This window comes from Streptomyces sp. NPDC050161 (assembly GCF_044460025.1).
GTDB lineage: Bacteria > Actinomycetota > Actinomycetes > Streptomycetales > Streptomycetaceae > Streptomyces.
Map to the genome: position 1 here is coordinate 143014 of NZ_JBITJM010000003.1, position 13743 is coordinate 156756.

Genomic DNA, 13743 nt, shown 5'->3' on the forward strand with positions numbered 1-13743 from the left:
ACCCGCCCCGGCGCATGGACCGGTACGGGCGCCGACCCGATCACAACGAAGGGGGAGCGGCGTTGGCTCGCCACCTGTTGATCGTGGACCCGGACGGGGTCGACGGACACCGCACCATCGCAGAAGCCATCCAGGCGGCCCGCAGCGGCACCGTGATCAGCGTGCGGGCCGGCCGGTACGAGGAGAACCTCGTGGTGACCAAAATGGTCACCCTGGTGGCCCATGAGGCCGGGGCGGTCGTCGACATCGCGCCGCGCACCGGCAGCGCCGTCCAGGTCCTGGCCGAGGCGGTCAAGCTCTCCGGGCTGCGGCTGCGCAGCGAGGACACCGAACTGCCGGTGATCGACGTGCCGCGCGGCCAGGCGGCCATCGACGACTGCGAGATCACCGGCGCCGCCTGGACGGCGCTGCTCTCCCGCGAGGAGGGCTCCCTGGCCATGCGCAACTGCCACGTCGTCAACCAGGCGGGCGCCGGGATCGTGGACATCTCGCGGGCGCCCAGCATCATCGAGAACTGCCTCTTCGAACGCCTCGGCAGCTCCGGCGTGGTGATCGGCGAGGAGGCGGCACCCGTGGTGCGCGGCTGCACGGTACGGGACGCCCGGGGCAACGGCGTGCTGGCCAACGGGCGGGCACGGGGCAGCGTCGAGGACTGCGTCATCTCGATGACCGGCAAACCCGCCGTCGCCATCGAACAGGACAGCGCCACCCGCATCGCGCAGTGCCGGCTGCGGGACACGGTCATCGGACTGCACATCAGCTCCTCCTCACAGGCCACGGTCGATGACTGCACGGTGAGCGAGACCTCCAGCCACGGCGTGACGCTCACCGGCGACACCAACCCCGTGTTCCGCGGGCTGACCGTCGAACGCAGCGACGGGCACGGCATCGTCGTCGCGGGGCACGCACGCGGCACCTTCACCGACTGCACGGTCGATGACGCGTCGGGCTCCGGCGTGGTCACCGAGGAATCCGCCGCTCCGCATCTCACCGGACTCCAGGTGCGCGGCTGCGCGGCGGAGGGCATCCTGCTCTCCGGCGACGGCGCGCCCCGCGTGGACCGCGCCGAGGTGACCGGTGCGAAGGGCACCGGAATCCTCATCGACGGGGGAGCGGAACCGGTACTGCGCCGGGTGAAGGTCACCGGACCCGCCGGGCACGCCGTCGAGGTACGCGGCACCGGGCGCAGCCAGTTGGAGGACTGCGAGCTGACCGGCGCCGGCCAGTGCGGGGTGTACGTCGCCGAAGGCGCCGGGCCCACCCTCCAGGCCACCACGGTGCGGGCCGCGAAACGCGCCGGGGTCCAGGTGGGGCCGCGTGGCACCGTGACGCTGCTCGACTGCGAGATCGCCGGGTCCGGGGCCGACGGCGTCGCCCTGGACGAGGACGCGGAGCTGACCGCGGTCCGCACCTGGGTGCACGACGGCAAGGCGAACGGCGTGCTGGTGGGCCAGAAGGCGCGGGGCGCGCTCAACGGCTGCCGGCTCACCCAGAACGCCGGCGACGGGGTCAGGGTCGAGACGGCCAAGCGGGTACGGGTGACCGGCTGCACGGCCACCGACAACGAGGGCGCCGGTGTGCGGCAGACCTCGCCGGACGGTGAGACCAGCGTCGAGAACCTGACCAGCAGCGGCAACACCGACCCCGACGTCTGGGGGGAGAGCGTGGCGGCAGCCGGTGCGGGCGGCGCCGCCGACACCCACGGGCCGCTGGCCAGGCTCGACGAACTGGTCGGCCTGCAGGCGGTCAAGGAGCAGGTCAACATGCTCGTCAACCTCAACCGGCTGGCGCGCCGCCGCCGCGAGGCCGGGCTGCCGGTGCCGACCAACGCCCGCCATGTGGTCTTCGCGGGCCCGCCCGGCACCGGAAAGACCACCGTCGCCCGGCTCTACGGCTCCATCCTCGCCTCGCTGGGCGTGCTGCGTTCGGGCCACCTGGTGGAGGTGTCCCGCGCCGACCTGGTCGCCAAGATCGTCGGCGGTACGGCCATCAAGACCACCGAGGTCTTCGAAAAGGCCCTGGGCGGCGTGCTGTTCATCGACGAGGCGTACACCCTCACCTCCCAGGAGGGCAGCGGGGCGAACTTCGGCCAGGAGGCCGTCGACACCCTCGTCAAGCTGATGGAGGACCACCGTGACGACGTCGTCGTCATCGCGGCCGGATACACCTCCCAGATGAGCAACTTCCTGGAGTCCAACCCCGGCCTCGGCTCCCGCTTCAGCCGGACCATCGAGTTCGAGAACTACAGCGTCCCCGAGCTGGTCACCATCGTGCAGCGGCAGTGCGAAGCCCACCGCTACACCCTGGCGGACGAGACCGAGAAGGCGCTCGGGGTGCACTTCGAGCGGATGCACAAGGACGAGTCGTTCGGCAACGCGCGGGCGGCCCGCAAGGTGTTCGAGGAGATGGTCGACCGGCAGGCGTTCCGGCTGGCGGCGATGGCCGAGGTGTCCCAGGACGACCTGACGACCTTCGTCCCGTCCGACGTCGGCAAGCAGGCGGCGGCAGCGGTCGGCGCGGGCACCGCGCAGCCGGACGACGGGGCGCTGGACGAGGTGCTGGGGCGGCTGCGCGCGATGACCGGCCTGGACGCGGTCAAGAACGAGGTCGAGGACCTGGTCAACCTGCTCGGCACGGCCCGCAGGCGGCAGGCCGCCGGGCTGCCCGCCACCTCCGTCGGACACCACCTGATCTTCGCCGGGCCGCCCGGCACCGGAAAGACCACGGTCGCCCGGCTGTACGGCGAAATCCTCGGCACCCTGGGCGTGCTGCCGCGCGGCCAGCTCGTCGAGGTGGCCCGCGCCGACCTGGTGGGCCGGTACGTCGGCCACACCGCGCAGCTCACCAAGGACGTCTTCGCGCGGGCCCGTGGCGGGGTGCTCTTCATCGACGAGGCGTACACCCTCACCCCGGCCGGCGGCTCCTCGTCCGACTTCGGGCAGGAGGCGGTGGACACCCTGGTCAAGCTGATGGAGGACCACCGCGGTGACGTCGCCGTCGTCGCGGCCGGCTACTCGCTGGAGATGGAGCGCTTCCTGGCCTCCAACCCGGGCCTGGCGTCCCGCTTTTCGCGCACCGTGCACTTCGAGGACTACACCACCGACGAGCTGCTCTCGATCGTGCTGGGCACCTGCGCGCGGGACGGCTACGAGTGCGTCCCGGCGACCGTGGACGGGCTGCGCAGGCACTTCGCATCGGTGCAGCGCGGTGACGACTTCGGCAACGCGCGCTACGCCCGCAAGGTCATGGAGGCGATGGTCACCCGGCAGGCGGGCCGCCTCAGCCGGCTCCCCGACGCGGGACTCGACGATCTGCGCAGGCTGCTGCCCGAGGACCTGGAGGCGGCCAACCTGTGAGGAGGGGGCGGCCCGCCGCTGATCCGGTGGGTGGCGAACTGCCCGCAATATCACACCCACTTGTATGTGGTGGACGCGGTCCGCACCTGCGTGAATGGAGTGTCCGCAGCGGGCCGCGCCGTCGTTCTCCGGAGGCCGTGCGCCGCGCGGTGCCCGGTGTCAGGGACGGCGGAGCGGCCGTGCCATCCCCGGGACGTCGGACGGTGTGAGGCGATGGGTGACGACGGAAGTAGGGGAACACCGCTGGTGGACGGTCACAACTGCCGTGAGAGCACTGCCGGGTTCACCGGCCATCGGCTTCCCGGAGTGCGGCGGGTCCTGGGGACGGCCGCCGCTCTCGGGCTGCTGGCGGTGAGCGCCACGGCCGCGGCCCCGGTGGCGCGAGCGGACGGCGCTCAGGGCGGCGGCACCACCCTGCCGCCCATTCCCCGGGTACTGGAGGGGAAAGCCTGCACCAAGCCGTCCGCCAAGAAGGCGTCCGAACCCCCGTGGCAGCAGGCGGTGTTGAACCCCGCGCTGGCCTGGGACCTCACCGAGGGCGACGGCGCGACCGTCGCCGTCGTGGACACCGGCGTGGACGCCACCGGGTCGCCCGCGCTGGCCGGGCGGGTCACGGCAGGACCCGACGTGGTCGCCGGCGGTTCGGCAGGCACCGACTGCGTCGGGCACGGCACCTTCGTCGCCGGGCTGATCGCCGCCGCGAAACCGGCCGACGTCGGCTTCGCCGGAGTCGCCCCCGGGACGCACATCCTGGCCGTACGCGCCACCGAACACGACGGCACCACATCGGCCGACCACCTCGCCGCCGGGATCGAGGCCGCCGTCAAGGGCGGTGCGAAGGTGGTCGACGTGCCGGTGGCGCTGGCGTCGGGCAGCGCGGCGCTGACCGCCGCGGTGAAGGCGGCGCAGGCCAAGGACGTGCTGGTCATCGCCCCTGCCTACGGGGAGCAGCAGGAGAGCGGCAAAGCGGCGCCCGCCGCCTACCCCGCGCAGCTGCCCGGCGTGGTGGCCGTCGCCTCGCTCGCGCCGCCCGACGGGCTGCCCGACCAGCAGGTGCCGCCGGCCACCGCGCCGGATCTGGCGGCGCCCGGCCAGAACGTGCTGAGCATCGGGCCGCGCGGCGCAGGGCACTTCACCGGCAGCGGCGCCGACCTGGCCTCCGGCTTCGTCGCCGGCACCGCGGCCCTGGTCCGCTCGTACCGGCCGGACCTGACGGCACCTCAGGTGCTGTCCCGGCTGGAGCGGACCGCTTACCACTACCAGAGCGCGGGGGCGGGACCGCTGGTCGGCTGGGGGACCGTGGACCCGGGGTCGGCGGTCACCGCCAACCTCAGCACATCGGTGCACGCCGGAGACACGGGCGCGACCGAGGCGCTGCAGCTGCCCGCACCGGAATCCGGGGCCGCCGGGCACCGGGCCTGGATCATCGCCGGAGCGTCCGCGGCGCTGCTGGCGCTGATGGCGCTCGCCGCCGCGGTCATCCCGCGCGGGCAGCGGCGCGGCTGGCGGCCCGGCAGGCTCGCGGCCGAGGGCGGCGGGCCGTCGTCCGGCGGCGCGGCGGGTGGCCCGGCTGGTGGCGCGGCGGGCGGCACGGCCTCCGGCGCCTGAGGCCCCGCCGCCGCCCGTACGGAGGCCGAAGGGCCCGCCCCAAACCCGTCCGTCCCGCACCCGCTCCGCGTCAGGAGGAGGCCACCTCTCGCCGAGGTGGCCTCCTTTTTCGTGCCCCGCGCCCCTCGCGCGGTACGAACACGCCGTGCCCGGCCGCCGGTTCCGGCCATCCCGGCCGCTCCCAGGCGCATTTCCCTTCCCCGTTCGAGCGTATTTCGAGCCCGTTCTTTCGTGCGCCGATTCAGGGCATTGCTTTTTTGCCACCACTCAAACCCTCCACCTGGGGGTGGTGCGCGAAGGCTTTTATCTGCTGCCGCTTCCCGGCCGGTAAAAAGAAAAGGGAATGGCCGTTCCTCGTACGCGAGGTAGCTTCTTTCGATGTGCAAGAGCAAAGCCCCGCACGGGGTGCCTGGACGGCATCCGTGCGGGGCTTCGGCGCTCGCCGTGCCCGTCCGCTACGGGGCGGTGGGGGCGTGGTGCATCCCCGTCTGCACCTGGGTCGTGCCCCGGCGCGTGATGTACAGGCCGCGTCCCGTGGTCATGGTCCGCGGCTTGACGCCGGGCAGGAACATGCCTTCCGACGGCGGGCAGGACAGCATCAGCGCGGGGGTGTTGGCCTCGAGGAGCTGACGCAGCAGCGGGTCGCTGATGCCGCGGGACGCGCCGTTGGCGCTGCGCGCCACGATCACGTGCAGGCCCAGCTCGTTGCCCTGGGGCAGGAACTCCATCAGCGGCGCGAACGGGCTGGGCCCTGACATGCCGCCGCCGCCGACCATCTCGAAGTCGTCGACGACGAGGAACAGCTGCGGTCCTGTCCACCAGTCGCGCTTGCCCAGCCGCTCCGGCGTGATGTCGGGCCCCGGCACCCGGTCGCGCATCGCCCGCGCCACACTCTCGACCATCTGCCGCAGCTTGTCCGTCGAGACCGCGTAGCCGAGCCTGGACTCCTCCGGCACGCAGGCGCCCAGCGTGCGGCGGAAGTCCACCAGCATGATCCGCCCCTCGTCCGGCGTGTAGCGGCCTGCCACCGCCCGGCAGATCAGGGACAGCAGGTTGGTCTTGCCGGTCTCCGCGTCGCCGATGACGATCAGGTGCGGGCTCGACTCGAAGTCGTGCCACAGGGGTTCGAGACGCTGGTCCTCCAGGCCGAGCGGCACCCGCAGATCGCCGTCGGGAGCGGGCAGCGTGGCCGCGTCCAGCTGCGCGGGCAGCATCCGCACCGGCGGCGCGGGCGGCCCGTCCCAGGCAGCCGCCACCTGGTTCACCATGGCGGTGACGCCCTCGGCGAGCGAGGCGACCTGCGCGTCGCCGTCCAGCCGCGGCAGGGCGGTCAGGAAGTGCAGCCGCTCCTCGGTCATGCCGCGCCCGGGGATCTTCGGTACGGTGTCCGCCGCCCGCATGTTGATCACCGAGTCGATGGGGTCGCCCATCCGCAGCTCGAAGCGGGTGCCGAGCTGGTCCCGCAGCGCGCTGCCGATCTCGCCCCACCGGGTCGACGCGATGATCAGGTGCACGCCGAAGCTCAGCCCGCGCGAGGAGATGAGGTTGAAGGTCGGCACCAGGTCCATGAAGTCCTGCCGCACGGTGCCCCAGCCGTCCACGACCAGGAACACGTCGCCGTACCGCTCGTCGGCCAGCTCACCGGCCGCGCGCCGCCGCCTGAAGTCGTCCATCGACTCGATGCCCAGCTCGGCGAACTGCCGCTCGCGGCGCGCGATGACGCCGGTGATCTCGGCCAGCGTCCGCACCACACGCTCCGGGTCGAGGCGCCCGGTGACGCCGCCGACGTGCGGCAGCCCGGCCAGGCCCGACAGCGCGCCGCCACCGAAGTCCAGGCAGTAGAACTGCACCTCGCGCGGGGTGTGCGTCAGCGCCAGCGAACTCATCAGGGCGCGCACCAGGTTGCTCTTGCCGCTCTGCGGGCCGCCCGCGATGCCGACGTGGCCGCCGGCCCCCGACAGGTCGGCCATCAGCGGGTCGCGCCGCTGGTCGAAGGGCCGGTCGACGATGCCGACCGGTACGGCGAGCCGGCCGCCCTGCTGCGGCTCTGCGGGCGCCAGGCCCCGTCCGGCGGCCGGTGCCGGCGGCGGCAGCAGCGCGTCCAGGGTGGGCGCGAGGCCGAGCGGCGGCAGCCACACCTGGTGCGCGGGGGCGGTGGGCCGCTCCCGCAGCCGGTCCACGGCGACGTCCAGCAGGTTCGGCGCGGACTCGTCGGCCTCGTCGGGCAGCGGTTCGGGCGCGGCCTGCGGCAGTTGCCGCTGCGCCACCCACGCGGTGCTGAACGGCACCACCTGGCCCGCCACCACCGCCTGCTGCGTGCTGCGCCGGGCCGGACGGTAGGGCCCTGACACGTACGCGGCCTTGAAGCGGGTCAGCGTCCCCACGTCGTTCTTGAGCAGGCCGCTGCCCGGCTGGGACGGCAGGTTGTACGCGTCGGGCACGCCGAGCACGCCGCGGCTCTCCATCGCGGAGAACGTCCGCAGGCCGATGCGGTACGACAGGTGCGACTCCAGCTGGTGCATCCGGCCCTCGTCGAGCCGCTGCGAGGCGAGCAGCAGATGCACGCCCAGGCTGCGGCCCAGCCGGCCGATCATCACGAACAGCTCCATGAAGTCGCGGTGCGCGGCGAGCAGTTCGCTGAACTCGTCGACGACCACGAACAGCGTCGGCAGCGGCGCGAGGTCGGCGCCGGCCTCGCGCGCCTTCTCGTACTCCAGGGCGGACGCGTAGTTGCCGGCCCGCCGCAGCAGTTCCTGCCGGCGGATCATCTCGCCGTGCAGCGCGTCCTTCATCCGCTCGACCAGCGCCGTCTCGTCCGCCAGGTTGGTGATCACCGCGGAGGTGTGCGGGAGTTCGTCGAGGCCGAGGAAGGTCGCGCCGCCCTTGAAGTCGACGAGGATGAAGTTCAGCGTCTCGGACGAGTGGGTCAGGGCCAGTGCGAGCACCAGGGTGCGCAGCAGCTCGGACTTGCCCGAGCCGGTCGCCCCGATGAGCATGCCGTGCGGCCCCATGCCGCCCTGCGCCGACTCCTTGATGTCCAGCTCGACCGGTGTGCCGTCCGCGGACAGGCCGATCGGCACCCGCAGCCGTTCGCCGCGGGAGCGGGTCTGCATCCGGTCCATGGCCGCCGTGCGCAGATCGGCGATGCCCAGCAGTCCCGCCAGGTCCATGTCCTCCTGGAGCGGCTGGTCGGTCTGGGTGCGCGCGCCGGGACGGTACGACGCGACGGTGGCGGCCAGCGCCCGCGCCGCGGCGGCGCCCAGCGCCTCGGGCCTGCCGATCGCGGTCTCGGTCTCCTTGCCGCTGCGGTCCGTGCCGACCATGTGCAGCTCGTCGGCGCCGATCCGCAGCCTGAGCACCTGGCGCGAGTGCTGCCAGCCCAGGATGCCGCGCACGTCGAGCACCACGGCGTTGGCGTAGCCCGCGCCCGCCACCCGCGCGCCCTGCGGCACGTTCGCGGTGTCCAGCACGATCACGGTGTACGGCTCGTCCCGGCTCGGCTCCCGGTCGGCGTCGAACTTGGGCCGCTGGGCGAACTCCTCACCGAGCAGCGCCTCCAGCTCCGAGACGCTGTCGATGACCAGCCTGGCCGGGCCCGCCCCGTCGGTCTCCGCCGCGTGGTGCACGTGCGGCAGCCACTTCGTCCACTCCCACTCGGCCCGCGCCTCGCCGTCCGCGACGATCACGATGTCCAGCTCGCGGGGCGCGTGCAGCACCGCAAGCTGGGCGAGGAGCGCGCGCACCGCGGCACGGGAGGCCGCCTCGTCGCCGCGCAGCACGATCCGGGCGTAGGTCCGCAGCCGGACGGCGACCGGCTGGTCGGCGACCGTGCCGTACGCGCGGATGAAGCGGCGCAGGGCGTGCGCGCACAGCGGTTCGAGGTCCTCGACCGGCTTGGTCGACAGCGGGGAGAGGGTGAGGGCCAGCTGCTGGGAGCCGCGGGCGATCCGTACCTCGGCGAAGTCCTCGTGCGTCAGCCGTCGTTCCCACAGCCGGCTGGTGCGGGCCAGCGACCACAGGGCGGGCGGCTCGGGGTGCTGCCAGGACAGCGCCTGCCGCTGCTGGGTGATCACCTTGCGGACCCGGCGCCGGGTGGTGGTCAAGTAGCGCAGGTAGTCCCGGCGTTCGCCGCGCAGCTTGCGCTTGCGGTCCTGGGCGCTGCGCATGAACTGGGTGACCAGCATGCCGATGGCGGAGATCGCCATCATGCCGATCGCGACGTAGGTGAGGGCGCCGCCGCTGCCTCCCGGCTTCAGGAAGATCAGCACCATGCCCATCGAGCTGAGCGCCATGGGCAGGTAGGTGATCACGCCGGACATGGCGCTCTGCGACTCGGGCAGGGCCGGCGGTTCCTGAAGGCTCAGCTCGCCCTGCGGCAGTTGTGGCCCCGGCCTGCGTGGGGGGCGGCGGAATGTGACGGTGCTCAAGACGGACCTTCCTTCGGGAGGCGGCCGTTCCTGCTGCGCGGCCGGCCGGTGCAGGCCGGCACCGGGGGAGTGGGAGCGAGGAACAATTCGCAACCGCGATGATGCAAATGCTGGCGGTTAAGGGAAGATTGCAGTGCGGTGACCGGATGGCTTGAGGTACACCTTCAACTCTCGGGAGTACGCTCTGCGGTCGAATTGCTGATAAGCAGTCACGATAGTGTTCTCCTCAATCCGCGTCGACCCGGAGGCTTTTCCGGGACGAAGAGAGCGAGCCGCCGTGAGCGACACCACCGTCGGCCTGTGCCGACTCACCGTCCGATCCCCCGAAAGGTCCTTCGACATCGGCGTGCCCGTCGACGTCCCGGTCGCCGACCTGCTGCCGGTCCTCGTCGACTACGCGGGAGAAGACCTCCACGAACAGGGCCTGGAACAGGGCGGTTGGGCCGTACAGCGCCTGGGGCAGCCGCCGCTCGACGACGAAGGCACCCCGCGCACACTGGAGTTGCGCGACGGCGAGACCCTCTACCTCCGCCCCCGCCACGAGACGCTGCCCGAAGTCGCCTACGACGACCTCGTGGACGGCGTGGGCGAGGCCCTGCGCAAGCGGCCCGACTCCTGGCGGCCCGAACTCACCCGCCGCCTGCTCCTCGGCTTCGCGGCCACCGCCCTCACCGTCGGCCTGATCGTCCTCGCCCTGCCGGGGCCCACCGTGCTGCGGGCCGTCATCGGCGCGGGACTCGCCCTGCTGCTGGTCGGCTGCTCGGGCGCGGCGTCCCGCGCCGTCGGCGACGCGTCGGGCGGCGCGGTGCTCGGCATCATGGCCGTGCCCTACATGGCGCTCGCCGGAGCCCTGGTGCCCACCGGCGGCGACACCGAAGTGCTGCTCGGCGCCCGGCTGTTGGCGGCCGGGGCCACCGGCGCCGGCGCCTCCGTGCTGGCGCTCGCCGCGGTCGCCGCCTGCGCCCCGCTGTTCTTCGGCGCGCTGACCGTCAGCCTCTTCGTCGCGGTGGGCGGTGGCGGCGTGGTCGCCGGACTCCCGGTCAGCCACGCCGCCGGCATCGTCGTCCTGTGCGTACTCGTCTGCGGCGGTCTGGTGCCAGGACTCGGCTTCCGGATGTCGGGCCTGCGGCTGCCCGTCCTGCCCGCCAACGCCGACCAGCTCCAGGAAGGCATCACCCCGCACCCCGCCGACCGGATCGCCTCCCGCGCGGTGCTCGCCGACAGCTACATGACCGGCCTCTACGCCGCTCTCGGACTGGTCGCCGCCGCCTGCCTCACCGCCCTGCTCACCGCCCCCGGCGCGGACGGCTGGCCGCCCCTGGTGTGCGCCTGCGTGCTGAGCCTGCTCCTGCTGCTGCACTCCCGGCACTTCGGCAGCCTGTGGCAGCGCCTGTCCATGGTGCTGCCCGGCGCCTACGGGCTCGCCCTCGCCGCAACCCTGAGCGCGACCGGAATCTCCCTGCCCGCACGGCTGGGACTGACCGCGGGGCTGCTCGCGGCTGCCGCCGTGGCCGCCATCGCCGCCTGGACCGTACCCGGCCGCCGCCTGGTGCCGTACTGGGGCCGCATCGGCGACCTGCTGCACACCACGGCCGCCGTCGTCCTCGTCCCGCTGACGATCCTCGTCGCCGGCATCTACCAGCAACTGCGCGCCATCAAGGGCTGATCCGTCCTCCCGGACAGCCGCCGGCCGTGCGTCACGGCCGAGGAAGGGGAATTCCATGCAATCCAGGCGGGACCAGGTACAGGCCCACCTGTTCGTGATGAGCCGGCTGTCGGCAGGCATGCTGCGCGTCGAACCCGACGCCCCCGACGCGCCCAGCGCCCGCACCAAGCGCGGCCTGATCGGCGGGACGTTCCTCGCGGTGCTCGTCGCCGTCGGCGTGACGCTCTACGGCGTGGTCTCACCCGGCGGCGCCACCTCGTGGCAGACCCCGGGCACGCTCGTCCTGGTCGACGACTCCACCAGCCGCTACCTCTTCGCAGGCGACGCCCTGCACCCGGTGCTCAACGAGGCGTCGGCCAAGCTCATCGCCGGCAGCCGGATGACGGTGCAGAGCGTCAGCGCCGCCTCGCTCGGGGGCACACCGCACGGCGCACCGGTCGGCATCGTCGGCGCGCCGGACTCGGTGCCCGCACCCGACGCCCTGGACACCGGAGCCTGGCTGGCCTGCGCGGGTCACCTCACCAACTCCTACGGCAAGAAACGGGACGTGCTGAGCGTCGCCGTCGGCAGCACCGAGGTCGGCGAGGCCATCGACGACACGTCAGGCACCCTCGTCAGCTCGCCGTCCGGCGGCGTGCAGCTGCTCTGGCACGGCATGCGGCACCGCATCGACACCGACCACGGCGCGCACTCCGCACTCGGCTGGGCCAACGCCACCCCCCTCCACGTCAAGGACGACTTCCTCAACACCCTGACCGCGGGCACCGACGTCGCCGCACCCGAGGTGCCGGACCGCGGCAACGAAGGCCCGCCGCTGGCCGGTGCGCCCTCCCGCGTCGGCCAGCTGTTCACCGCCACCGGCGGCCAGCGCTACGTGCTGCGCAAGGAGGGCCTCGTCCCGCTGACGCCGCTCCTCTTCGACCTGCTGCGCGGCGACCCGCGCACCCAGAAGGAGGCGTACGACGGCGCCGCCGTACAGGTGCGCACCATCGGGCCCGCCGACCTGGAGGCCCACCAGGCGTCGTCCGACCTGGGCAACGCCCTCGCCGAAGGGCTGCCCGCGACGGCGCCGCGGCTGGTCACCGCCGACGACAAGCAGGACGTGTGCACCAAGGTCACCCCGGGCACCGGCGCGGGCAAGGGCCCGTCGACCGGCATCGTCGTCCTGGACGCGAAGGACGTGCCGGCCGGCGCCCCCAACACGCAGCCCGGCATCCAGGCGGGCTGTCTGGCGTCCGACCGGGTCTGGGTGCGTCCGGGCCGCGGCGCGCTGGTCCGTGCCCTCTCGTCGGCGGGCGCCGGCGCGTCCGACTACCTCGTCACCGACTCCGGCACGGCCTACCCGATGACCCAGGCCGCGTCCAAACAGCTGGGGTACGACGCCGCGCAACCGGCCACACTCCCCGCGCAGTTGGTGCAGCTGCTGCCCACCGGGCCGAGCCTGGACCCGGCGAAGCTCGCCAAGGGCGGCGTCGTCCCGGCGGCGCCCGCCTCGTCATCGGGCTGCTCGCACAACGGCTCCGGCTCATGAACGGGCGGCGCCGCGCAATCCATTCCCGAAGGTCAGCCTTTGGTATGACTACACGGGCCGCGGCCTTCTCTACCCTGGTAATGATGAAGCCTCCCGAAGCTGGTTCTCTCGTGAACTCGGCGTCGTGGCAGCCGGATTACCGGCGTGAATCCCGCCGCAGTGCGGGCGAAACGGCCGGTAGGGTCGGCGACTCCGTGACAACGACACCGGACCGACGTATTCGGGAGCGGTGCATCCGGACAACGTGAACCCTCCGTGAACGGTACCGCCCACTGTTCGCGCACGTTCCGGATGGCATCGCACAGCGGTGTACGGGATGACCGGCACCGCCCGCAGAAAACGAAAGGCGAGGAAAGCCAGGAGAGTGTCCGCCGCACGTCTCCCCGGCCGTCCCGCCTCCCCGAAAGGAATTCCTCATGAGCGGTCAGGTAACCAAGCAGGAACAGGACATCAAGAACGCCTTGATGCTCCTGGAAGGCCAGATGCAGTCCATGCGTGCGGCCGGGCAGAAGGTGGAGGACACCGTCCAGCAGGCGGCCCAGCACTTCCACTCCACCGCCAGCACCACGTTCCAGCAGAAGATGCAGCAGTGGATCGAGACCTACAACCAGGCGTCGACCCAGGTGAACAACCTGCACGCCAGCCTGGAAGCCGCCAACCAGACGCTGAACGCCGGTGACTCACAGGCGCAGGAGCACGCGGCGGGCTGGTCGGGCGACATCGACAGCATCCAGAGCGTGATGTCGGGCGGCGGCAAGTCCTAGTCCCCGATCCCCGTGCCTGTTGACGGACCCGGCATCAGGCACCCCGACCACCACAGGCGGGCGCACGCCCGGGACGGGCCGCCCGACATGCACAAGGAGCAGTCATGGCAGATTTCACTCTTCAAATCCAAGAAGCGCAGAACGACGTCAATGTGCTGAACCAGGCCAATACCGAAATGACGAAGGCGCTGGAGGACATGGTCCAGCAGCTGGCGCCGCTTCTTGCGAATACCCAGGGCCGTACGAAGGACGCCTGGCAGGAAGTCCAGAGCAAGGTGGACACCCAGGTCGCCCAGTTGAACAGCTCCCACAAGCAGGGCGTGCAGGCACTGGACAGCATGATCAACGCGATGATCGATGCCGACAACAAGGGTCAGAGCCACTTCTGAGC

The 13743-nt window shown here is 72.4% G+C and carries 7 protein-coding genes; 6 read left to right on the forward strand and 1 reads right to left on the reverse strand.

Annotation, left to right across the window (positions count from 1 at the left end; all coding sequences use genetic code 11):
- Window positions 1–62: 62 nt before the first annotated feature.
- A complete protein-coding gene (locus ACIBK8_RS06290; RefSeq protein WP_399040412.1) occupies window positions 63–3356 on the forward strand; it encodes a right-handed parallel beta-helix repeat-containing protein in 3294 nt (1097 codons plus the stop codon).
- A 306-nt stretch (window positions 3357–3662) separates the two neighbouring features.
- Window positions 3663–4964 carry a S8 family serine peptidase gene (locus tag ACIBK8_RS06295; protein WP_399040413.1) on the forward strand — a complete coding sequence of 434 codons (1302 nt, stop codon included), beginning with the start codon at window positions 3663–3665 and terminating at the stop codon, window positions 4962–4964.
- A gap of 455 nt (window positions 4965–5419) precedes the next feature.
- On the opposite strand, the gene eccCa is transcribed toward ACIBK8_RS06295, so the two are convergent.
- Window positions 5420–9391, reverse strand: coding sequence for a type VII secretion protein EccCa (gene eccCa, locus ACIBK8_RS06300; protein ID WP_399040414.1), 3972 nt, complete (start codon window positions 9389–9391; stop codon window positions 5420–5422).
- Window positions 9392–9668: 277 nt separating this feature from the next.
- Between eccCa and eccD the strand changes: the two genes are divergently transcribed.
- The 4 genes from eccD to ACIBK8_RS06320 all read left to right on the forward strand — a co-directional run bounded on the left by eccD (window position 9669) and on the right by ACIBK8_RS06320 (window position 13741).
- The gene (gene eccD, locus ACIBK8_RS06305) at window positions 9669–11057 is read left to right on the forward strand and encodes a type VII secretion integral membrane protein EccD (RefSeq protein WP_399040415.1); all 1389 of its coding nucleotides are present in this window, start codon (window positions 9669–9671) and stop codon (window positions 11055–11057) included.
- A 55-nt stretch (window positions 11058–11112) separates the two neighbouring features.
- Window positions 11113–12588 (forward strand): type VII secretion protein EccB, encoded by a 1476-nt coding sequence (gene eccB, locus ACIBK8_RS06310; RefSeq protein ID WP_399040417.1) that lies wholly within the window; start codon window positions 11113–11115, stop codon window positions 12586–12588.
- Window positions 12589–13004: 416 nt separating this feature from the next.
- Window positions 13005–13352, forward strand: a complete 348-nt coding sequence (locus ACIBK8_RS06315; protein ID WP_399040418.1) for a hypothetical protein — start codon at window positions 13005–13007, stop codon at window positions 13350–13352.
- A gap of 104 nt (window positions 13353–13456) precedes the next feature.
- Window positions 13457–13741, forward strand: a complete 285-nt coding sequence (locus tag ACIBK8_RS06320) for a hypothetical protein (RefSeq protein ID WP_399040420.1) — start codon at window positions 13457–13459, stop codon at window positions 13739–13741.
- Window positions 13742–13743: the final 2 nt, after the last annotated feature.

What these genes read in the sequence shown, in the direction of transcription:
- eccB (WP_399040417.1), top strand. Translation starts at nt 11,113, where the DNA reads ATGCAATCCAGGCGGGACCAGGTACAGGCCCACCTGTTCGTGATGAGC.
- ACIBK8_RS06315 (WP_399040418.1), top strand. Translation starts at nt 13,005, where the DNA reads ATGAGCGGTCAGGTAACCAAGCAGGAACAGGACATCAAGAACGCCTTG.
- ACIBK8_RS06320 (WP_399040420.1), top strand. Translation starts at nt 13,457, where the DNA reads ATGGCAGATTTCACTCTTCAAATCCAAGAAGCGCAGAACGACGTCAAT.